Genomic DNA, 19,260 nt, shown 5'->3' with positions numbered 1-19,260 from the left:
GCGGCACGGCGGGCCCGGGCGGGGCGGGGCACCGTAGAGGGCCGGTGGGTCGCGGGCTCGGCCGCACGGGTGCCGCGGTCACCCGTCGGGGCGCCGGCGTGCGGCGTGGCTGTCGGGGCCGCGCGCGGACGTGCCGCGCGGGCGTGCGGGGTCAGCGTCGGAACAGGGCCCAGAAGGCGAGGGCCATGGCCGGCGCGGGGGCCGGGTCGTCCTCCGCGACCCAGGTGGCGATCACACCGGTCAGGGCGCCGGCCAGGTAGGCGGCGTGCACCTCGTCCGGTACGTCGTCGCATCCGGCGGGGCGGCGGCCGTCGCGGAAGGAGGCGGCGAGTTCGGCGGTCAGCCGTTCCCGCAGGCGCGCGGCGAAGAGCGCGCTTCCGTGCGGGCCCAGCATGCGTCGGTACAGGGCCGCGTGGTCGAGGACGTGCCGGAACAAGGTGTTCAGCGGCTGGGGCGCCCTGTCCCGGGGGGCGTCGAGGGGACACAGCGCCGCCGCGCGCGCCACCTGCGCCACCGCGTCCTGCATGGCGTCCGCCACGAGCGCGTCCACGTCGGGGAAGTGCTGGTAGACGGTGGCCCGGTTCACACCGGCGTGCTGGGCGACCTCCGCCATGGTGATCGCGGCGGGATCCTTGGCCGCGGCGAGTGCCAGGATCGCCGTCCGCAGCCGGGCCCGGCTGCGTCGGGCCCGAGGGTCGTCCGGATTCATGCCCCCACATTAACCGACATCTGTCGCTTAACTAATCGACAGATGTCGGTTAGTGTGCCGGTCATGCGAATCGAGATCTGGGCGGACGTGGTCTGCGCATGGGCGTACATCGGCAAGCGGCGCCTGGAGAAGGCCCTGACCGGTCCGGCCGGTGCCGGGGCGGAGGTGGTCTGGCGCCCCTTCCGGATCGACCCGACCGCGCCGGACCGGGCGGTCCCCCTCGAGGAGGCGTGGCGCGACCCGCTGGTGGACGCGGCGTTGCGACGGTGCGCGCCGGGGCTGTCCCCGGCGGAGAACCGGGTCCGGATCTCCCGGATCGCGGCGGACGAAGGGCTGGGCCCGCGGTGGGGCGCGGCCTGGCGGGTCGCCAGCCACGACGCCCACCGCCTCCTCCACCTGGCCCGGGAGCACGGTGGCGCCGCGCTGCAGAACGAGGTGGCCGAGCAGGTGATGCGGGCGCACTTCATCGACGGCGACGACATCGGCGACCGCCGCCGGCTGCGCGCGGTCGCCGTCCGCTCCGGGTTCGCCGAGGGGGCGGAGCTGCTGGAGACCGACGCGGGCGACCGGGGGGTCCGGGAGTTCCTCCTGATCGGCAAGGCGCGGGGCATCGCGACGTCGCCCACGATCGTGGTCGGCGACCGGGCCCTGGCCGGCGCCCAGCCGCCGGAGATCATCGCGGACTTCCTCGCCGGCGGTGACCACGGGCGCGGGATGCCGGAGGAGGTACGGCGGCTGCGCTGGGCCGAGTCCCTGCTGGACCAGCGTGACCCGCTCGGCGCTCTCGCCCTGCTGAAGCCGCTGCTCGACGAGCACCCGGAGGACCTGAACGTCCGTCGCGCGGCGGCCCGGGGCTACTTCCACTCCGCCCAACTGGCCCGGGCCCGTGGCCTGCTGGAGCGGCTGACGGCCGACGCGCCGGACGACGCCTATGCGAGGCTCATGCTCGGCCGCACCCTCCAGCGCCTGGGGGAGGAGGACCGGGCCGCTCCGCACCTGAGGATGGCCGCCGCCATGACGCCCGACTTCGCCTGACCGGCAGGGCACCGTGTCGGGCGGACCAGTACGGGACCCGCGCGGGCCGTGCTCCCGGCGGCCGGACCGGGCGCAGGTGGCGGCGGACGCGGCCGCTCCGCCGGACCGGCGGGGCGTCACCGCGGCCGTCACGGGCAAGGGCGGGTCCGGGCCGGCCGCGGCCGGGCCGGAGACCTCGTGGACCGGGTCCGCGCGTCCCCGTCCCACCCCGTCGATCAAGTGCTCCGCCGCCCTGGAGGACCGCGCCGCCGTGCGAACGGCAGGACGAGCCGGGCCGGCCACCGCGGAGGGCGACGTGTGCGCGGCGGGGCCGGGGCCGCTGGTGACGACCCCGCGCATCCCGCTCAGGCCGTCGCTTCCGGCCTCGCCGGGGCGATCTCGCCGATCAGGCCCTCGACCAGGGTTCTGATCTCGTCGCGGATCGGGCGGACGGCCTCGACGCCCTGGCCGGCCGGGTCCGCCACCTCCCAGTCCAGGTAGCGCTTGCCGGGGAAGACGGGGCAGGTGTCCCCGCAGCCCATGGTGATGCACACGTCGGACTCCCTCACCGCGTCCGCGGTGAGGACCTTCGGCGTCTCGGCGGAGATGTCGATGCCGACCTCGGCCATGGCCCGGACGGCGGCCGGGTTGACCTCGGTGCCCGGGGTGGAGCCGGCGGAGCGGACCTCGACGCGGTCCCCGGCCAGGTGGGCCAACCATGCGGCGGCCATCTGGGAGCGGCCGGCGTTGTGGACGCAGACGAACAGGACGGACGGCTTGCGGTCGGCGGTCTCGGGCATGGAAGGCTCTTTCGTCTCACGGTGGCGGCACACCACTCATGACATGAGTATTCGCTGATGTCAGCGAACAATGATGTGAAAGTATCAGCGCATGCTGACTTCAGTCGATCCTGATGTGATCCGGGCACTGGGCGACCCGCTCAGGCTCCGGATCGTGACCCTGCTGGCGCGCGAGACGCTGTGCACCACGCATCTGGTGGAGGAGACCGGGGCCAGGCAGACCAACCTGTCCAACCACATGAAGGTGCTGCGCGAGGCCGGGCTGGTGGAGACCGAGCCGTGCGGCCGCTTCACCTACTACAAGCTCAAGCCCGACGTCCTGGCCGGCCTGTCCGGGCAGTTCGCCGAACTCGCCGCCGCCGCCCGCACCGCCGCCGGGAACAAGAGGGCCTGCCCGTGACCTCCACCGAGTCCGCCACGACCGCCCCGGCCGCCGGGGACTCCCCGGTCGCCGCCAAGCTCTCCACCCTCGACCGCTACCTGGCGGTGTGGATCCTGGCCGCGATGGCCGTCGGCCTCGGGCTCGGCCGGCTCGTCCCCGGCCTGGACGACGCCCTGGCGAAGGTGGAGGTCGGCGGAATCTCCCTGCCGATCGCGCTCGGCCTGCTGGTCATGATGTACCCGGTGCTGGCCAAGGTCCGCTACGACCGGCTCGACGCCGTCACCGGGGACCGGAGGCTGATGATCTCCTCACTGGTGGTCAACTGGGTCCTCGGCCCGGCAGTGATGTTCGCCCTCGCGTGGATCTTCCTGCCGGACCTGCCCGAGTACCGCACCGGCCTGATCATCGTCGGCCTGGCCCGCTGCATCGCCATGGTCATCATCTGGAACGACCTGGCCTGCGGCGACCGCGAGGCCGCCGCCGTCCTCGTCGCGCTGAACTCGGTGTTCCAGGTCCTCGCGTTCGGCCTGCTGGGCTGGTTCTACCTCGACCTGCTGCCGGGGTGGCTCGGCCTGGGCGAGGGCGAGCACCTGGACATCTCGACGTGGGAGATCGCGCTGAACGTCGTCATCTTCCTCGGCGTCCCGCTCGTCGCCGGCTTCCTCACCCGCCGCCTCGGTGAGAGGAGGCTCGGCCGCGCCGCCTACGAGACCGGGTTCCTGCCGAGGATCGGCCCCTGGGCGCTGTACGGGCTGCTGTTCACGATCGTCGTCCTCTTCGCCCTGCAGGGCAGGACCATCACCTCCCAGCCGCTGGACGTCGCCCGGATCGCGCTGCCGCTGCTGGTCTACTTCGCGGTCATGTTCTTCGGCACCTTCCTGCTCGGCAAGGGCCTGGGGCTGGCCTACGACCGCACCGCGACCCTCGCCTTCACCGCGGCGGGCAACAACTTCGAGCTCGCGATCGCGGTCGCCATCGCCACCTTCGGCGTCACCTCCGGCCAGGCGCTGTCCGGTGTCGTCGGCCCGCTCATCGAGGTCCCGGTGCTGATCGGCCTGGTTCACGTCGCGCTCGCCTGGCGCGGGAAGTTCGGCGCCGGCGCGGTGACGACGGCTCCGTGACGCGGCACACGGACGTGGTGGCCGGCGGCCGGGCGGGGCTCGCCACCGGCCACCACCTGCGCCACCGGCACCCGACTTCACCGTCCTGGAGGTGACTTCACCGTCCTGGAGGCCGACGCGGCGACCGTCAGGCCGCGGTGGGCAGGGCCAGCAGCTTGCCCATGGCGGCGAGGACGGACGGCTCGGCCCGGTAGTACACCCGGGTGCCGCGCCGCTCGGAGGTGAGCAGTCCGGCCTCCTTGAGCTTCTTCAGGTGGTGGGACACGGTCGGCTGGGAGACGCCGACGTCGGAGACGTCGCACACGCACGCCTCGCCGCCCTCGTACGAGACCACGGCCGAGAACAGCCGCAGCCGCACCGGGTCGCCCAGAGCCTTGAACATCCGCGCGGCCGTCTCGGCCTCCTGCGCGGTGAACGGGCGCTCGGTCAGCGGCGGGCAGCACGGCGCCGCCCCCCGACCGTCGTTTCCGAGCAACGGCGGCACCTCCGCACCTTACTTCGACATACGACTATGTTGACACATGTCGAATAAGTGCGGCCAGGCCCGTCACCGGCGCGCGAGGCGAGCGGCCAGGTGCCGGGCGACGCGGTCCGCGTCCCGGCCCACCCCACGCAGCGAGTTGGACGACAGGCTGCGCTGCCACTCCAGTCCCACGAACGCCAGTCCCGCCACCCCGGTGGCGATCCCCTCGCGGTGCCGGGGGTTCCCTGTCGTGTCCAGGGCGCCGTCGACATCGGCGAGGTAGGGCAGATCCGGCCGGTAGCCGGTGGCGAGCACGATCGCGTCGACCTTCTCCCGCCCCCCGTCCGGCCAGACGAGTCCGCTTCCGTCGGCACCGGTGAACAGCGGCCGCCGCTCGGGCCGCCCGGCGGCCAGCGCCGCCCGGTACCGGCCGTCGTCGAGGACCGGCTGCGAGGGAGGGCGTGGGAGGAGCCGGCCGAGCGGTGCGGTGTCCAGTCCGGTGCGCGTCAGCCAGAAGTGCAGGTCCCGGCCGAGAACGCGCTGCGCGGCGAACGCCACCGGCCTCCTGGTCGCGAGCGTGACGTGAGCGGTCCCGGCGAGCTCGGCGGCGATCTGCACGGCGGAGTTCCCGGCCCCGACCACGACCACGCGGCGGCCGGCGAACGGGGCGGGGCTGCGGTAGTCGGCGGCGTGCAGCACCCGGCCGGTGAACTCGTCCAGCCCCGGCAGCGCCGGCCGGTGCGGTCGGCCGAAGGAGCCGGAGGCCGCGACGACGGCGCGTGCCGCGAGCCGGTCGTCTCCTTCGAGAACCACTTCGAACCCGGGACCGGTCCGGCGCACGGAGGTGACGCGCCGGCCGGTGCGGATCTCGGCACCCAGGCGGTCGGCGTAGGCGGTGAGGTAGGCGACGACCTCGTCGCGGTGCGGGTAGCGGTCCGGTTCACTGCCGGGAAACGGCACCCCGGGCAGGGAGCTGTACCGGGCGGGCGAGAACAGGGTGAGGCTGTCGTAGTAGCGCGGCCAGGACCCGGCCACGCGGCCGGACGCCTCCAGCACCACCGGCCGCAGCCCGCGGCGCAGCAGGGCACGGGCGGTCGCCAGTCCCGACTGGCCACCACCGATGACGGCGACATCGATGCGCTCCATCGGCACCCCCCTCCTCTTGATTAGATGAACTCCTATGTTGACGCTTATCAATACAGGTGCCACACTGAGTCGCGCAAGCCATCGACAGATGTCGAAACACGCAAGGAGTCGCCGTGATCGCGCCCGCCACCGCCGAGCTGCCCGTCGTCGTGATCGGAGCCGGACCGATCGGTCTGGCCGCCGCCGCCCACCTGGTCGACCGGGGCATCGAGCCCCTGGTCCTGGAGGCCGGGCGCACCGCCGGCGCCGCGGTGCGCGAATGGGCGCACGTGCGCCTGTTCTCCACCTGGGGCGAGGTCGTCGATCCCGTCGCCGAAAAGCTCCTCGCCCCCACCGGCTGGACGCGGCCCGACGCGGCGACCTACCCCCGCGGCGGCGACTGGGTCGAGCAGTACCTGCGGCCGCTCGCCGACGCCCTCGGCGGCCGGGTGCGCACCGGCGCCACCGTGACCGGCGTCTCCCGGGCCGGCCGGGACCGGATCGTCGACGCCGACCGCGAGGCCCAGCCGTTCGTCGTGCACGTCGCCCACGCCGACGGAGCTGAGGAGCGGCTGTTCGCCCGCGCGGTGATCGACGCCTCCGGCACCTGGGCCACCCCGTCCCCGGCCGGCGGCAGCGGTCTGCCCGCCCTCGGCGAGAAGGCCGCCGCGGACCGGATCACCTACCGCGTCCCCGACCTGAAGGACCCCGCCGTCCGCGCCCGGTACGCCGGCAAGCGCACCGCCGTGATCGGCTCCGGCGCCTCCGCCTTCACCGCCCTCGCCCACCTGGCCGACCTCGCCGGGGCCGACGGCGGCGCGGGCACCAAGGCGGTGTGGATCCTGCGCCGGGGCGTCTCCGGCTCCACCTTCGGCGGCGGCGGAGCCGACCGGCTCCCGGCGCGCGGCGCCCTGGGCCTGGCGGCGAAGGCCGCCGTCGACGGCGGCCACGCGGACGCGGTCACCGGCTTCCGCACCGAGGCGATCGAGCGCACCGCCGGCGGCCGCCTGGTCCTCGTCGGCGAGGACGGGCGCCGCCCGGACCCGGTCGACGAGGTGATCGTGCTGACCGGCTTCCGTCCCGACCTGTCCTTCCTGTCCGAGGTCCGCCTGAACCTGGATGAGCGCCTCCAGGCCCCGGTCGCGCTCGCACCGCTGATCGACCCCAACCAGCACTCCTGCGGCACCGTCTACCCGCACGGCCACCGCGAGCTCTCCCACCCCGAGCAGGACGTCTACCTGGTCGGCATGAAGTCCTACGGCCGCGCCCCGACGTTCCTGGCGATGACCGGCTACGAGCAGGTCCGCTCCGTCGCCGCCGCGATCGCCGGCGACCTCGAAGCCGCCGACCGCGTCGAGCTCGTCCTGCCCGAGACGGGAGTCTGCGGCGGCGCCGGACTCTTCGACGCGCCCGAAGCCGACCAGGGCGGCGGAGGCTGCTGCGCCCCCGCGCCGCAGCTGGTCCAGCTCGGCGCCCCGGCCGCCGCACCGGTGGCGACCGACGCCCCGGCCGGTGGTTGCTGCGGTTCCTGACCGGCCCCGCGCGGGGCCGCGGCCGGACGGAGGGCCGGTCCCGGCGTGGCGGACGGCCGGGCCGGCGGGGGAATCAGAGGCGGAAGATCTCGGCGAAGCGGGTGAGGAGGGCGGGCGGGCCCTCGACGCGGAGGCGGCCGGAGGCGAGGGCCTCGTCGGGGGGCAGGGTGCCGCGCATGAGGTCGAGGACGGGGCGGCCGGCCAGGGTCTCGACGACCAGGTCCGGGTCGGGGGGCGGGCCGTGTCCGACGGTGAGGGAGGGGCCGTCGACGGACAGGCGGAACGTGGCGTCCGCCATGCGCACCTCGTAGCGGAGGGCGTCCCCGCCCGCGGCTTCGGGGCGGAAGGCCGTGTGGAAGGACAGGGCCCGGCTTTCGACGGTGGTGATCTCACCGGGGCGGGGCGCGGTCATGGTCCGGGCGCCCCAGCGGCCGAGGGCGGTCACGGCCCACTGGAGTTCCCGGCCGTGGTCGGTGAGTTCGTAGACGACGCCCCGGTCGGGGTGGGGCAGGGCGCGGCGGACGGCGACGCCGTGGCCCTCGAGCTGCTTGAGGCGGGCGGCGCCCCCGTGTCCGGGCTCTCCGTCCGGAACTCCCCCGGCCGGTAGCCGTTCGTACGTGGCCGACCGTGGGGGCCGTCGCCGTGGCGGGTGCGGCCCCGAGCACATGCCGACGTTCCGCGCCCTGGAAGTCCCCGGGGATCCGGCCGACGACGACCGGACCGGTGAAAGTCCGGCCACGGCATCAGACGTGGGGGCAGGTGAGGGGGAGGACGCGCTCGGTCAGCCGTCCGGTGAGGGTGGCGTCGGTGAGAGCGGCGTCGGTGAGCCAGTCCGCTGCGGTCAGCCGGTCGATCAGGTGCCGCAGCTCGTCGGCGTCGACCGGGACCCGGGCGGTGAGAACGTCCGGGGCGATGCCCTGGCCGCCGGGGCCGAGGCGTCCCGAGCCGTCGGTCCCGGCGGCCAGCGTCAGGGCGAGCAGCCGGGTGCAGGCGGTGGCCTTGGCCTTGCGGAGCTTCTTGTCCGAGACGACCCTCTGGGCCCAGCCGGAGAGCTTGGGCCGCGTCTTCCTGCCGAACGTGAACGGGCCCGTCCCGTCCTCGCGGGGCACCAGGGAGGGGACGGTGATCGGGGTGGGGTTCTCCGGCCGGGAGGCGAGCAGGTCGTCGACGGTGCCGGGCAGGGTGAGCCAGCCGCACCCGGCCAGCCGCTCGACCAGGTCCCCCGGATCGGTCAGGCCCAGCGCGGTGAGGTCCTGGCCCACGAGGTTGCCGGTGCCGGTGTGCGCGGTGCGCAGGGTCAGCATCAGTACCAGCAGCCGTGCTTCCGGTCCGGGCAGCGGAGCGTGTTCGGCCACGTGCGCGAGGACGGAGCGCACGTGCTCCCACTGTGTCGGTACGGTCAGCAGCCGCGTCACGGCCGGCCCGTCGCCGACCGCGACGCCGCCGGTGCGCCGCTGGTGCTGGAGGCGGGCGACGGCGGCTGCCTGCTCGGCGCGCCGGGCCTCCCACCGCAGGGCGCCGTCGCAGGTGACGTCGGCCCAGGCGGTGAAGGCACGGGCCTTGCGCTCCTGGAGGTCGGCCAGCAGCGCCAGGTCGGGCTGCTCGCGCCGCTGGTAGGCGCGGAAGAGGTCACCGAGTTCGACGAGTTCGTCCCGCAGGGCGACGGGCCGCAGGTCGTGCGGGATGACCCGCTGGGCGATCCTCGCCTGCGGTGGACGGCGCCGCGCGGGTGCGGAGCGGGGAGCCGGAGCCCTCGTCCCGGCGGCGGCCTGGTGGTCGGAGAACAGCGGCGCGCCCGCGCCCGTCCCCGTGGCCGCGGGGGCCGGGCGTCCGGTGGTCCGCGGGCCGGGCGCCCGGAAGGTGGCGACGGTCCTCGCCCCGGGGGTGGCGGCCGCGCACCGCGAGCAGCACTCCATGGCCTGCCACCAGCGTCCTTCCCGGTCGGTGAGGACGGCGAAGACGACCGGACCGCCGCACCGCCAGGGTTCGGCGCGCGTGAGGCGGCCGGTGTCGGGCAGATGGGTGCGGCAGCCCTCGGCCCTGCACGCACAGTACGCCTCGGCTCTGGGGACGGGGGTGGCGCGCAGATGGGCCCTGAGGTGGGCTTCCGCGGCCGCACGGCCGGCGGCCGCGGACGGCAGGCGCTGCTCGGCGCAGGCGGGGCGGCTGCACGAGACGCGCACCGCCGTACTGCTCCGGTCGACGGCGTCCAGGCGCACCGTCCACCGACGCCCCGGTACCCGCTCGTCCGGCCCACCCACCTCGGCCTGCGTCATCCCGCTCCACCTTCCGTTGTCGTCCCCGATGCCCGCCGCAGGCCCTCCCGCAGCGCTGTGCGGTGCGGGGCGAACCCACCCGTACGCGGCACGGGAGCCGGGGCCGGCGAACCCGGCCCTGCCCTCCGGCTCGCGACGGGGCGGCTTTACCCGGTCAACGCCCTGGCAAGGGAGGTGGTTTCTGTGCGGGGCGCGGCAGTTCGGATCGGTGCGGCCGCCCGCATCGCGCCGGGTGCGGCCGCCCGCACCCGGCGGATACGACGACGGTGCCGCCCCGCGGGGCGCGGGACGGCACCGGACGGACGGCCCGGGCACCACCGGAGGCGGCGGGACCCGTCGTGGTGGACCGCTGCCGCGGCCGGGGCGGAACCTGCTCCCGGACGGGCCCTCCACGGCCCGCGCCGGCGGCGCCGTGCGGAGGCCGCGGGCACCTCAGCGGCAGCTCCGGCACCGGCACGGGCGGAGCTGGGCGACGACGTCACTCCCTCGCTGTCGCGGTGACCGGCCGCTCCCCGCCGGCCAGGACGGGCTCTCGCGGCACGTCCTCGTGGCTCCCCCCGTCGGAAAGGGGCGGGACGCCGCCGCCCGGCTCCGGCCGGTAGGCCGCCCGGACGCTGCGCTTCTCCTTCCACAGGTGGAAGATCGCGAGTCCCAGGATGGCCGTTCCGACGAGGTTGGCGACGAAGTGCCACCAGACGCGGTACGTGGTCAGCGCGACGCCCGGCTCGATCGCGCCGAACCAGGTGGACAGACCGACGGCCCGGCTGGCTCCCAGCGCCACGGACAGGGTCAGGACGAGGTGCTCCACGCCGTGGATGCCCTGCATCCACACCCCCATCCTGGCCCACTTGCGCGACTCCAGCCGGCTGGCGACCCTCCGGGTGATCTGCATGATGCCGACCAGGCCGGCGAGGAAGATGAGATTGCCCGTGAGGTGGAGCACCTCCATGCCGAGCGACGGCTTGGTCGCGTCGACCTGGCCCATCCCCCTGGCGAAACTGTTCGCCCAGGGGGTCATCCACGCCTCGGAGTACGGGTTGGCTATCCAGTAGATCGCCTGTGCGATGTGCTCCTGGAAGTGGCCGATCTGTCCGACGACACCCACGCCGATCAGTGCCACCGCCGTCCGGTACAGCCACGGCCGCACCGGCCCCCGGTTGGCGTAGGCGAGCACGGCCACTGCCGCCCACATCACCACGGTCAGTCCGATGAAGAGGACGGCACCCGCGGTGTCCACGGCGGACACGGAGCCGCCCATCTCATGCATTCCGGGTTTGTGATCCACGAGCGCTCCTTCGGTGGCTCCGGATACGGACGGCGCGCACGACTGGCCGCGCCGACCAGCAGGCTAGGAATCCGCGTTCCGGGTTCACTACTTCGAAGATGCGGACTTCCCGGCGCCCCGGACCGGAGCATCGCCCGCGCCGACTACCGCCCCGGTCCCGCGACGGCGCAGTCCGCGGTGCCTACGACCGCGAGGACCAGGGCCGTCCAGGTGCCCTCCGCCGTGCCGGGTGGCAGCAGCATCCAGGACGCCACCCGCAGCCGCACCGCTGTCCACGGCGACGTGCGCCGGTACAGCTCTTCGACACTGCCCTCACTCCACAAGACGTCGAACACGAGCGGCAGGCTTTCCCCTCCGTGTGACCCGATCACAGCGGGTATCCGCAAGCAGGCGTTTCGTCGGTCACGTGGGCGTCAGGTGTGACGTGAGCGTCAAGTCATGTGCTTCAGGCCGCAACCGCACGACGGTGCTCCGCACCGGCCCGGCCGACGCCTGAAGCACACATCGATTCTGGTCCGCTCCTGGTTCACCACTCCCCCGAGCTCGGCACAACCGACGAACAATGAGCAGCGAGCGGCTGACACGACCGAGAAGCCGAGACCGCACTCGGTCGGATCCCCCCACCTTCCCGAGCTCCTGACCCCTGTGCGGATGACTCCCCCGCCCCCGCCCCCGCCCCCGCCCCTCCCTTGCCTCCGACGCCCCCTCAGCCCACCTCGGTACCTGCACCATGACGAGCAGATCAACCACTGCTGTGCTGTTGCTGCTGGCTTTCCTCCTGGCCTGGTCCCACGGCCTTCCCTCCGAAAGCACAGCCCGACGCTGCGGCGGTGGAAATGGGCGCGGTGCACGTGAGGCGTGCGGGCAAGAGGCGGACCATCGCACCACAACCCCGGTGCTCCTCGACGCGAACGGTGCGCGCCACGACGATACGGATGCGCGTCGAGGAGTGCCGGGGGCAGCGGGGTCCAGGGGCCGGCGAAGGCCCCTGGTACCACCGGCCTCAACCAGCCTCACCGAGGACGGCCTTGAGATGACTCCCAGCATCAGCCACATGGGCGTCACCGAGACGGACCCGCACTTATAGAGAATAGAGCGGATCGCATCGTCGCAGGTCAGAGGGGGTGACGAGGCCTCAGAACATGACTCCCAGGTCATTTTTCGCCCGCGGAAATTGCTTCCGGGGTCAAGGTGGCCCGTATCCATTGCGACCTATCTGCGCAATCCCGCGACAGGTGTCAGAGTGGTCGCGAACATGACTCCCAGGTCATGTTCAACACGCGCAACGCGCAGATAGGTCGCGTCGTTGCTATCTATATGCGCAATCACTACTGTGCTCCGCGTCTAGGTTTCGATCTTGAGGAGCACACAGCGCCATGCCCGCACAGCCTCAAGGGGACCCGCGTCGGGCCCCCGGCTCGTCCCCACCCCGGGCACCGAGCCCCAGCAGCCCGTACGCCGGAACGCTCGGTCCGAGGAAGAACCTCGTCGAGCTGCCCGTCGGCCACAGCGCGGAGGTCAAGCCCCCGGTCACCGCGGGCGACTTCGTCGGCAAGTACTTCGCCCAGGACAGCCTGGAGTTCCTGCGCTGGGCCGCCAGGTACTTCCGGGACGACAACGTGACCCTGTGCGTCCTGCTCTACATGATGGGGAGCCAGGAGGTCGGAGGGGCGGTCGAGCTCAAGCAGACCGAGATCGCCGCCGAACTGGACATGGACCCCGCCCAGGTGTCGAGGGCCCAGTCCAAGCTGAAGAAGCTGGGGCTGGCCTACTCTCCGAAGAAGGGGTCGATCCAGCTCCAGCCCGCGGTGACCCTTCGCGGAGGGTACCGAACGGTGGAGAAACCCGTTCGCGGGGCAGTTGCCAAGAGAGTCAAGGTCCAGGTGGAACAGCTGAGCCTGCTCAACGAGTTCGTGCTCGACCCCGAGGTCCCGGAAGAGTTCAGGGGCATGGCCCTTCCGGGCGCGAAACTGCCCAGGCCGTCGGCAAGGACGCGCAAGCGCAAGCGCACGGCGAAGAAGCCGGAGGAGTGAGGATGAGGACTGCAGCGTCTGCGAACCCGGAGCCGCCGGAGCTGACGTACGGCACCTTCAACGGCTTCGCGTACATGCCCGCGATGCCGGGCATCGCCTACCGGGTGCTCTTCCGGCTCCTGGGCACCCAGGAGCCGGGAGGCCGTTGCCTGGTCACCGAAGAGGAACTGGCCGAGGCCCTGGACGTGCACCGCTCCATGGTCGGGCGGGGCCTGCAGGCCCTGATCCTCGCCAAGCTGGTGTTCCGCCAGGCCAAGGGCATCTACTTCCTCAACCCGATGATCAGCGGCGCGCGCAGCGTCACCGAGCACCTGGAGGCCATCGGGGCGCTCGACCCCGCGGACCGTCTCGACGTCGACGACTACCAGGAGCGGTACGACGCCGCCGTCGCCCAGGCCGAGCAGGAGAAGAAGGAGAAGCGTCTGGGCCGCAGGAGTTCGCCCGGCCGCTCGAAGCCGCCCAGGAGCGCCGACGAGAGGACCGCGGAGGTGTTGAGCCTCTCCACGGCCCGCGACCGGTCGCGGCGGAGGCCGTCCCGCCCGTGACCGACCGGCACAACATCGAGGCCCCCGCCGGAGCGGGGGCCTCGATGTGTCTAGGTTTCGGAATCTAGTCTACCGGTTAAGTCGTGCCAGCACCACAGAAGGTCTTGACGCCGGCGTCATGGGGGTGCCCCCGGGCCGAAGGACCAGCACCGCGGCCCCTGCCCCGGACGGGTCCGACCCTGCCGGACCAGCTCGGTCCAGCAGCCCTTGACGTGCACGCGGGCGGCTTCGCGTCGGCCACGTCTCGCCCGCGGACGAGACGACGCCTGCACTTATCACGGCGTGATAACCCGGTCCCGGCGTCACGCGACGCCGGCACTTATCACGGCGTGATAATCCGGTCCCGGCGTCACGCGGCCTCGCAGCCGCAGTCCTCCCCCGCCCCGGCGGACCCCTGCGGTCACAGCTCCAGCCCAGCACCAGCGGAGTGATCTGGACCACAAGCTGTCACAGCGACCGATGACGCGGTGTCTTGAGGCCGAATCCCTGGAAACGGAGGAGGCACCATGACCGGGAACACGCACGTGGTCGTGATCGGCGGCGGATACGCGGGCGTGATGGCCGCGAACCGGCTGACACTGCGCGACGACGTGACCGTAACGCTGATCAACCCGCGCCCGGACTTCGTCCACCGGGTCCGTCTGCACCAGTTGGTCGGCGGGTCCGACGACGCGGTCGTCGCCTACCGGGACGTCCTGGCCGAGGGGGTCCGGCTGGTGGTCGACACCGTGACCCGGATCGACGCGGCCGAGCGCGGGGTGGCACTGGCGGTCGGCGGCACGCTCGACTACGACTACCTGGTCTACGCCGTGGGCAGTGGCAACGCCGAACCGAGCGTGCCGGGGGCGGCCGAGTTCGCCCACCCGATCGCCACCCTGGAAGCGGCACGGCGACTGCGCCCGGTCATCGACGCCGCTCCCGCGACGGCCCCGGTGACGGTGGTCGGGGCCGGCCCCACCGGCATCGAGACCGCTGCCGAGCTGGCGGAGCGGGGCCGCCGGGTGACCCTGGTCTGCGGCGGCGTCCTCGGCCCGTACCTGCACGCCCGGGGTCGGCGCGCGGTCGCGAAGCGGATGACCGAGCTCGGTGTGACGGTCATCGACGGCTCCGACGCGAAGGTGACGGCGGTGACCCGGGACGCCGTGCGGCTCGCCGACGGCCGTGAGCTGCCGAGTGAGGTCACCGTCTGGACCGCGGGCTTCGGCGTCCCCGACCTGGCCGCACGCAGCGGGCTGAGCACCGACGCCGTGGGCCGCCTGCTCACGGACGAGACGCTGACGAGCGTGGACGACGCGCGCATCGTCGCGGCCGGGGACTCGGCGGCGCCCTCTGGCGTGCCGCTGCGGATGAGCTGCCTGAACGCGATGCCGCTGGGCGCGAGGGCCGCCGACACCGTGCTCAGCCGCCTCGCGGGCGAGCAGCCGGAGGGCCTCCACCAGTCGTTCTACGCCCAGTGCATCAGCCTGGGCCGAAGCGCGGGCATCTACCAGTTCGCCAACAGGTCCGACGTCGCGGTGTGGCCGCACATCGGCGGCGGCCTCGGTGCCAGGATCAAGGAAGTCGCCTGCAAGGGCATCCCGAAGCACCTGACCGAGGAGGCGCACAAGCCCGGCTCGTACCGCCTGCACCGCCTCCCGGGAGGTGTCGCCAAGCGTCGGCGGCTGCTGCGCGCCGACCCCGCCGGGGCCCCGGCCGCCACCGACCGGGCAGCCTGACCGGTGCGTGCCGCGAGGACCCCGCCGTGGACGCGCGAACACGGCCGACCGCCGGGCCGGCCGTGAAGGACCGCAAGGACCGCAAGGACCGCAAGGACGAGGAGAAAGGGCGAGAGATGGGCGGCGACGCCACCGACCCGGCGACCGAGGCGTTCCTCGCCCACCGCAACCTGCTCTTCACCGTCGCCTACGAGATGCTCGGATCGGCGGCCGACGCCGAAGACGTCCTCCAGGAGACCTGGCTGCGATGGGTCGAGGCCGACCTGGGACGGGTGCGCGACCAGCGCGCCTACCTGGTCCGGATCACCACCCGTCAGGCGCTCAACCGGCTGCGCACCGTGAAGCGCCGCCGGGAGGCGTACGTCGGCCCCTGGCTGCCCGAGCCGTTGCTCACCGCGCCGGACGTGGCCGAGGACGTCGAGCTCGCCGAGAGCGTGTCGATGGCGCTGATGCTCGTCCTCGAGACGCTGGCACCGACCGAGCGCGCCGTCTTCGTGCTGCGCGAGGTCTTCGACATCGGCTACGACGAGATCGCGGCCGCGGTCGGCAAGAGCCCCGCGGCCGTCCGTCAGATCGCCCACCGTGCCCGCCGGCACGTCGATGCCCGCCGCCCTCGTCGGGCGGCCTCCTCGAACGAGGGCCGGGCGGTCCTGGAGTCGTTCCGGCGCGCGGTCGAAACCGGGGATCCGCAGGCCCTCCTCGAGGTGCTCGCCCCCGAGGTCGTCCTGATGAGCGACGGCGGCGGCATCAAGCACGCCGCGCTGCGGCCGGTCGCCGGCGCCGAGCGGGTGGCCCGCATGTTCGCCAGTGGCATCGGCAAGGTCGGAGGAACGCTCACCGCCGAACCGACCGTGGTCAACGGCAACCCGGCCCTCCTCGTCCGCCTGGACGGCGAGATCGACGGCGTCATGGCGCTCCGTGTCGAGGACGCCCGCATCACCGGCCTCTACTACGTCCGCAACCCGGAGAAGCTGTCCCGCGTGGCATCCGCGACCCCGCTCACCCTGCGCTGAACACCACCGGCCCCGACGCGTCGAAGTGTCGGGCTACTGGTGGCCCGCGTGACCGCACCGCTGGCAGCCCCCGGCCGAGCTGGTCGACTTCCTCCGGGCGGGTCCGCCTCCGGTGTTCATCGGGTTCGGCAGCATGGCGCCGGGGCAGGGGGAACGGCTCAGCGAGCTGGTGACCGCGGCGGTGAGGCGGGCGGGGGTGCGCGCGGTGGTGCAGGCGGGATGGGCCGAACTGAGCGGCTGCGGACCCGACGTCCTGGCCGTCGGCGACCTCCCGCACGACTGGCTGTTCCCCCGCACCGCCGCCGTCGTCCACCACGCCGGGGCCGGTACCACCGCAGCCGGACTGCGGGCCGGCGTGCCCGCCGTGCCCGTCCCCGTCATGGCCGACCAGCCGTTCTGGGCATCCCGGTTGCACCGGCTGGGAGTTGCTCCCCGGCCCCTGCCCTTCCGGGACCTCACCGCCGAAACCCTCGGTGCCGCCCTCACGGCCTGTCTGTCCGAGGCGGCCCACCGCCGCCGCGCGACCGCACTCGCCTCCCGCATCGCCGCAGAGGACGGCGCCGCTCCGGTGCTCGCCCACATCGGTTCGCGGCGCACCGGATGAACCCGAGGGGCGCTCCCTTGTCGTGCCGAGGTCCGCGGAGGAACGGCCCGTTGCGTACGCCCCGCCCCGGTCGAGCTGCTCCCCGCGGACGACCGCCCGCTCCCACGGACGCGGCCACGCCGGGCGGCAATTATCACGCCGTGATAATCCCGGCAGGAGGCCCATCGGGTGAAACCGCGTCAGAACCTGCGAAGTGGGTGCCATGAGACCGTCAGAAGTCAGTATGCTGACGTCATGGCTTCCCCTTACCCTGACGGAGACCGGGAAAAGGTAGCGTCCAAGCTGCCCTCGGCGCTCCAACAAGCACTCAAGGTCCGCGCCGCCGAACTCAGCCTGGACATCCAGGACGCGGTCGAGGCGGCCATCCACGACTGGCGCGGCAACACGAGCGGCGGCACCGAAGTGGACACCGCCGGTGCGAAGTCGTTCTCCACCTGGCTTCCGCCCGGGCTGTACGAGCAGTTCAAGGAGACCTGCACCGACCGCGGCGTCTCCTACACCCAGGGCCTCGCCCAGTCGATCCGCGACTGGCTCGACGCGAACCCCTCCCCCCGGCACGGCGCCCGCGGCACCGACCCCGAGCGGAAGATCGTCGGCAACCAGAAGGGCGGCGTCGGCAAGACCGCCCTCTCCGCCGGCATCGGCGAGGCCTACGCCGAGGCGGGCAAGCGCGTCCTCGTCGTCGACTTCGACCCGCAGGGGCACCTCAGCGAACAGCTCGGCGTTCCCCAGATCGAGCCCAACCACGACAGCCTGGTCTCCCACATGTGCGGCGAGGGCGGGGGAGACCTGCGCGACCTCGTCGTGGTGATAGACGATCCGCGGTTCGAGAAGCGCCTGCACGTCCTGCCCGCCTGCTTCGACGGGTTCCTCCTCGACGCGAAGATCGCCGTCGTGGCGACGCAGAAGCGCGGCTTCCAGAAGGAAGCGGCCCTCGAACTGGCCCTGCGCCCGCTGGAAGCCGACTACGACGTCATCATCGTCGACTGCCCGCCCAGCCTCGGCATCGCCATGGACGCCGCCCTCTACTACGGGCGCCGACGCCGCGGCGAGCCGGCCGGCGTCTCCGGGGTCATCATCCCCGTACTCGCCGAGGACTCCTCCGCCACCGCCTACGGCATGCTCGCCCAGCAGATCGAGGACCTCTGCGAGGACCTCTCCCTGGAGATCGACTACCTCGGCCTGGTCGTCAACCTGTACGACTCCCGCCGCGGTTACGTCGCCACCTCGTCCCTGGAGAACTGGAAGTCGCTCGGCGACCCGAAGGTCCTCGCCGTCATCGGCGACCTGAAGGAACAGCGCGAGGCGGTCCGCAAGCGGATGCCGCTGCTGTCCTACGCGCCCCACAGCGACCAGGCGGAAGCCATGCGGCAGGTAGCGAGGGGAGCCACCCGGTGAGCAAGGCCGACACCCTGGGAGCGGCACCCGCGTTCGGCGCGGCCCGCGGCGCCCGGTCCTCCCGGCGCAACCTCATCGACAAGACCATCGCCGGCGAGGAGGCGACCGCGGCGGCCATCACCGAGCTGCCGGTCACCCTCATCAGCGACAACCCCGACAACCCGCGCAACCACCTGCGCAACCTCGACGAGACGGTGCAGACCGTCCGCGAGGTCGGCATCATCATCCCCATCGCCGTGGCCACGGTCGACGCCTACCTGCGCAACCGGCCGGAGCGCGCCGGCGATCTCGACGACGGGGCGCAGTACATCGTCGTCGACGGCCACCGACGCCTCGAGGCCGCTCGCCGCGTCGGCATGGCCACCATCCCGGTCCGCGTCGACAACGGACGGGTCGCCACCGACGAGTCCCTCCTCGAGGCCGCGTTCGTCGCGAACTACCACCGCGACGACATGACGGACCTGGAGGAGGCCCACGCCCTCAAGACCCTGGTCGACCACTACGGTTCCCAGACCAAGGCGGCCAAGCGGCTGGGCATCCCGCAGAACACCATCTCCAGCAAGCTGTCCCTGCTGAAGCTCACCCCCGAGCTCCAGAAGGACCTGGTGACCGGGGTGCGGAAGGTGGAGCACGTCCGCAACCTCGGCAAGCTCTCCCCCGAGGAGCAGAAGGCCAAGGCGGACGAACGGGCGGAGGCGGCCCGCAGGAAGGCGGAGGCCCGGCCGCAGGAGGCCGTCGAGCGTTCGGCGGGTCCCGCCGATTATCACGGCGTGATAATCCCGGAGGCGCCCGACGGACCGGCCGCTCCGCCGACCGCTCCGGCCCCTCCGGTGCGACCCGGTGCGACCCCGCCGTCCGCCGGACGCGAGCAGGCTCCCGAGTCCATCCCGGAACCGCGCACCGGGGCAGGGGAGCCCCAGGCGGCGAACGCGGAGGCGGCGCAGCCCAAGCAGCCGAAGCGGCTGCCCTACGACGACGCCTTCTACTGCGTGCGCCACCTCCACCAGAAGATGGAGCCCAGGACGTTCGTCCAGGGGGCCCGGGTGTGGATGGACATCCTGCGGGAGCAGTACCCGGACGAGTACCAGGCCCTGCTGGCCGAGCTGGGAGCCCCGTAGCAGGGCCGCCCACCGGTGGCCCAGCAGCCGGCAGCCCAGGAGCAGAGCCGCCCACCGGCCCCGCTCGCCCTCCTTCACGGCGGCGAGCGGGGCCGGTGGGCGGAGGTGCCGGCGGTGGGATGGCCGG

The 19,260-nt window shown here is 73.1% G+C and carries 19 protein-coding genes; 11 read left to right on the top strand and 8 right to left on the bottom strand.

What is annotated here, in order from left to right:
* Nucleotides 1-151: 151 nt before the first annotated feature.
* Nucleotides 152-709: a TetR/AcrR family transcriptional regulator gene (locus ACZ56B_RS27685; protein WP_468796241.1), complete on the bottom strand. Its 558-nt coding sequence runs from the start codon at nucleotides 707-709 to the stop codon at nucleotides 152-154.
* A 63-nt stretch (nucleotides 710-772) separates the two neighbouring features.
* On the opposite strand from ACZ56B_RS27685, the gene ACZ56B_RS27680 reads away from it, so the two are divergent.
* Nucleotides 773-1,744 (top strand): DsbA family protein, encoded by a 972-nt coding sequence (locus ACZ56B_RS27680; RefSeq protein WP_468796238.1) that lies wholly within the window; start codon nucleotides 773-775, stop codon nucleotides 1,742-1,744.
* 344 nt (nucleotides 1,745-2,088) lie between these two features.
* Here the strand turns inward: ACZ56B_RS27680 and ACZ56B_RS27675 are convergent, their stop codons facing one another.
* Nucleotides 2,089-2,523 carry an arsenate reductase ArsC gene (locus ACZ56B_RS27675; protein WP_468796236.1) on the bottom strand — a complete coding sequence of 145 codons (435 nt, stop codon included), beginning with the start codon at nucleotides 2,521-2,523 and terminating at the stop codon, nucleotides 2,089-2,091.
* Nucleotides 2,524-2,614: 91 nt separating this feature from the next.
* Here ACZ56B_RS27675 and ACZ56B_RS27670 point away from each other — a divergent pair, with 91 nt between their 5' ends.
* Together ACZ56B_RS27670 and arsB are read left to right on the top strand one after the other, a co-directional pair.
* Nucleotides 2,615-2,923, top strand: a complete 309-nt coding sequence (locus ACZ56B_RS27670) for an ArsR/SmtB family transcription factor (protein ID WP_468796234.1) — start codon at nucleotides 2,615-2,617, stop codon at nucleotides 2,921-2,923.
* The gene (gene arsB, locus ACZ56B_RS27665) at nucleotides 2,920-4,026 is read left to right on the top strand and encodes an ACR3 family arsenite efflux transporter (RefSeq protein ID WP_468796232.1); all 1,107 of its coding nucleotides are present in this window, start codon (nucleotides 2,920-2,922) and stop codon (nucleotides 4,024-4,026) included. The genes ACZ56B_RS27670 and arsB overlap by 4 nt, the downstream gene beginning before the upstream one ends.
* Nucleotides 4,027-4,153: 127 nt before the next feature.
* Here the strand turns inward: arsB and ACZ56B_RS27660 are convergent, their stop codons facing one another.
* Complete coding sequence (locus tag ACZ56B_RS27660; RefSeq protein ID WP_468796230.1) at nucleotides 4,154-4,510, bottom strand: ArsR/SmtB family transcription factor; 357 nt, start codon at nucleotides 4,508-4,510, stop codon at nucleotides 4,154-4,156.
* A gap of 63 nt (nucleotides 4,511-4,573) precedes the next feature.
* Nucleotides 4,574-5,635 carry a flavin-containing monooxygenase gene (locus tag ACZ56B_RS27655; protein ID WP_468796228.1) on the bottom strand — a complete coding sequence of 354 codons (1,062 nt, stop codon included), beginning with the start codon at nucleotides 5,633-5,635 and terminating at the stop codon, nucleotides 4,574-4,576.
* 113 nt (nucleotides 5,636-5,748) lie between these two features.
* Between ACZ56B_RS27655 and ACZ56B_RS27650 the strand changes: the two genes are divergently transcribed.
* Nucleotides 5,749-7,146, top strand: coding sequence for an NAD(P)-binding domain-containing protein (locus ACZ56B_RS27650; protein ID WP_468796226.1), 1,398 nt, complete (start codon nucleotides 5,749-5,751; stop codon nucleotides 7,144-7,146).
* A 73-nt stretch (nucleotides 7,147-7,219) separates the two neighbouring features.
* On the opposite strand, the gene ACZ56B_RS27645 is transcribed toward ACZ56B_RS27650, so the two are convergent.
* From ACZ56B_RS27645 to ACZ56B_RS27630, 4 genes are all read right to left on the bottom strand, one after another.
* On the bottom strand, nucleotides 7,220-7,813 hold the full coding sequence (locus ACZ56B_RS27645; RefSeq protein ID WP_468796224.1) for a winged helix-turn-helix transcriptional regulator: 594 nt from the start codon (nucleotides 7,811-7,813) through the stop codon (nucleotides 7,220-7,222).
* Between the two features lie 76 nt (nucleotides 7,814-7,889).
* Complete coding sequence (locus ACZ56B_RS27640; protein ID WP_468796222.1) at nucleotides 7,890-9,422, bottom strand: hypothetical protein; 1,533 nt, start codon at nucleotides 9,420-9,422, stop codon at nucleotides 7,890-7,892.
* 478 nt (nucleotides 9,423-9,900) lie between these two features.
* Nucleotides 9,901-10,707, bottom strand: coding sequence for a DUF6008 family protein (locus tag ACZ56B_RS27635; protein WP_468796220.1), 807 nt, complete (start codon nucleotides 10,705-10,707; stop codon nucleotides 9,901-9,903).
* A gap of 143 nt (nucleotides 10,708-10,850) precedes the next feature.
* Complete coding sequence (locus ACZ56B_RS27630) at nucleotides 10,851-11,042, bottom strand: hypothetical protein (RefSeq protein ID WP_468796218.1); 192 nt, start codon at nucleotides 11,040-11,042, stop codon at nucleotides 10,851-10,853.
* A 1,041-nt stretch (nucleotides 11,043-12,083) separates the two neighbouring features.
* Between ACZ56B_RS27630 and ACZ56B_RS27625 the strand changes: the two genes are divergently transcribed.
* From ACZ56B_RS27625 to ACZ56B_RS27595, 7 genes are all read left to right on the top strand, one after another.
* Nucleotides 12,084-12,740, top strand: a complete 657-nt coding sequence (locus ACZ56B_RS27625; RefSeq protein WP_468796216.1) for a hypothetical protein — start codon at nucleotides 12,084-12,086, stop codon at nucleotides 12,738-12,740.
* 2 nt (nucleotides 12,741-12,742) lie between these two features.
* Nucleotides 12,743-13,285, top strand: a complete 543-nt coding sequence (locus ACZ56B_RS27620; protein WP_468796214.1) for a hypothetical protein — start codon at nucleotides 12,743-12,745, stop codon at nucleotides 13,283-13,285.
* 506 nt (nucleotides 13,286-13,791) lie between these two features.
* The gene (locus ACZ56B_RS27615; protein WP_468796212.1) at nucleotides 13,792-15,000 is read left to right on the top strand and encodes an NAD(P)/FAD-dependent oxidoreductase; all 1,209 of its coding nucleotides are present in this window, start codon (nucleotides 13,792-13,794) and stop codon (nucleotides 14,998-15,000) included.
* Between the two features lie 116 nt (nucleotides 15,001-15,116).
* On the top strand, nucleotides 15,117-16,013 hold the full coding sequence (locus ACZ56B_RS27610) for an RNA polymerase sigma-70 factor (protein ID WP_468796275.1): 897 nt from the start codon (nucleotides 15,117-15,119) through the stop codon (nucleotides 16,011-16,013).
* 133 nt (nucleotides 16,014-16,146) lie between these two features.
* Nucleotides 16,147-16,617, top strand: coding sequence for a glycosyltransferase (locus ACZ56B_RS27605; protein WP_468796210.1), 471 nt, complete (start codon nucleotides 16,147-16,149; stop codon nucleotides 16,615-16,617).
* Nucleotides 16,618-16,851: 234 nt separating this feature from the next.
* Entirely contained in the window at nucleotides 16,852-18,015 is a 1,164-nt protein-coding gene (locus ACZ56B_RS27600) for a ParA family protein (RefSeq protein WP_468796208.1), read from the top strand.
* A complete protein-coding gene (locus tag ACZ56B_RS27595) occupies nucleotides 18,012-19,133 on the top strand; it encodes a ParB/RepB/Spo0J family partition protein (protein ID WP_468796206.1) in 1,122 nt (373 codons plus the stop codon). Before ACZ56B_RS27600 ends, ACZ56B_RS27595 begins: the two co-directional genes overlap by 4 nt.
* Nucleotides 19,134-19,260: the final 127 nt, after the last annotated feature.

It is taken from the genome of Streptomyces sp. NPDC034670, assembly GCF_055574875.1.
The sequence above is the reverse complement of the archived record's forward strand: the minus strand, read 5'-3'. Positions and strand labels throughout refer to the sequence as shown.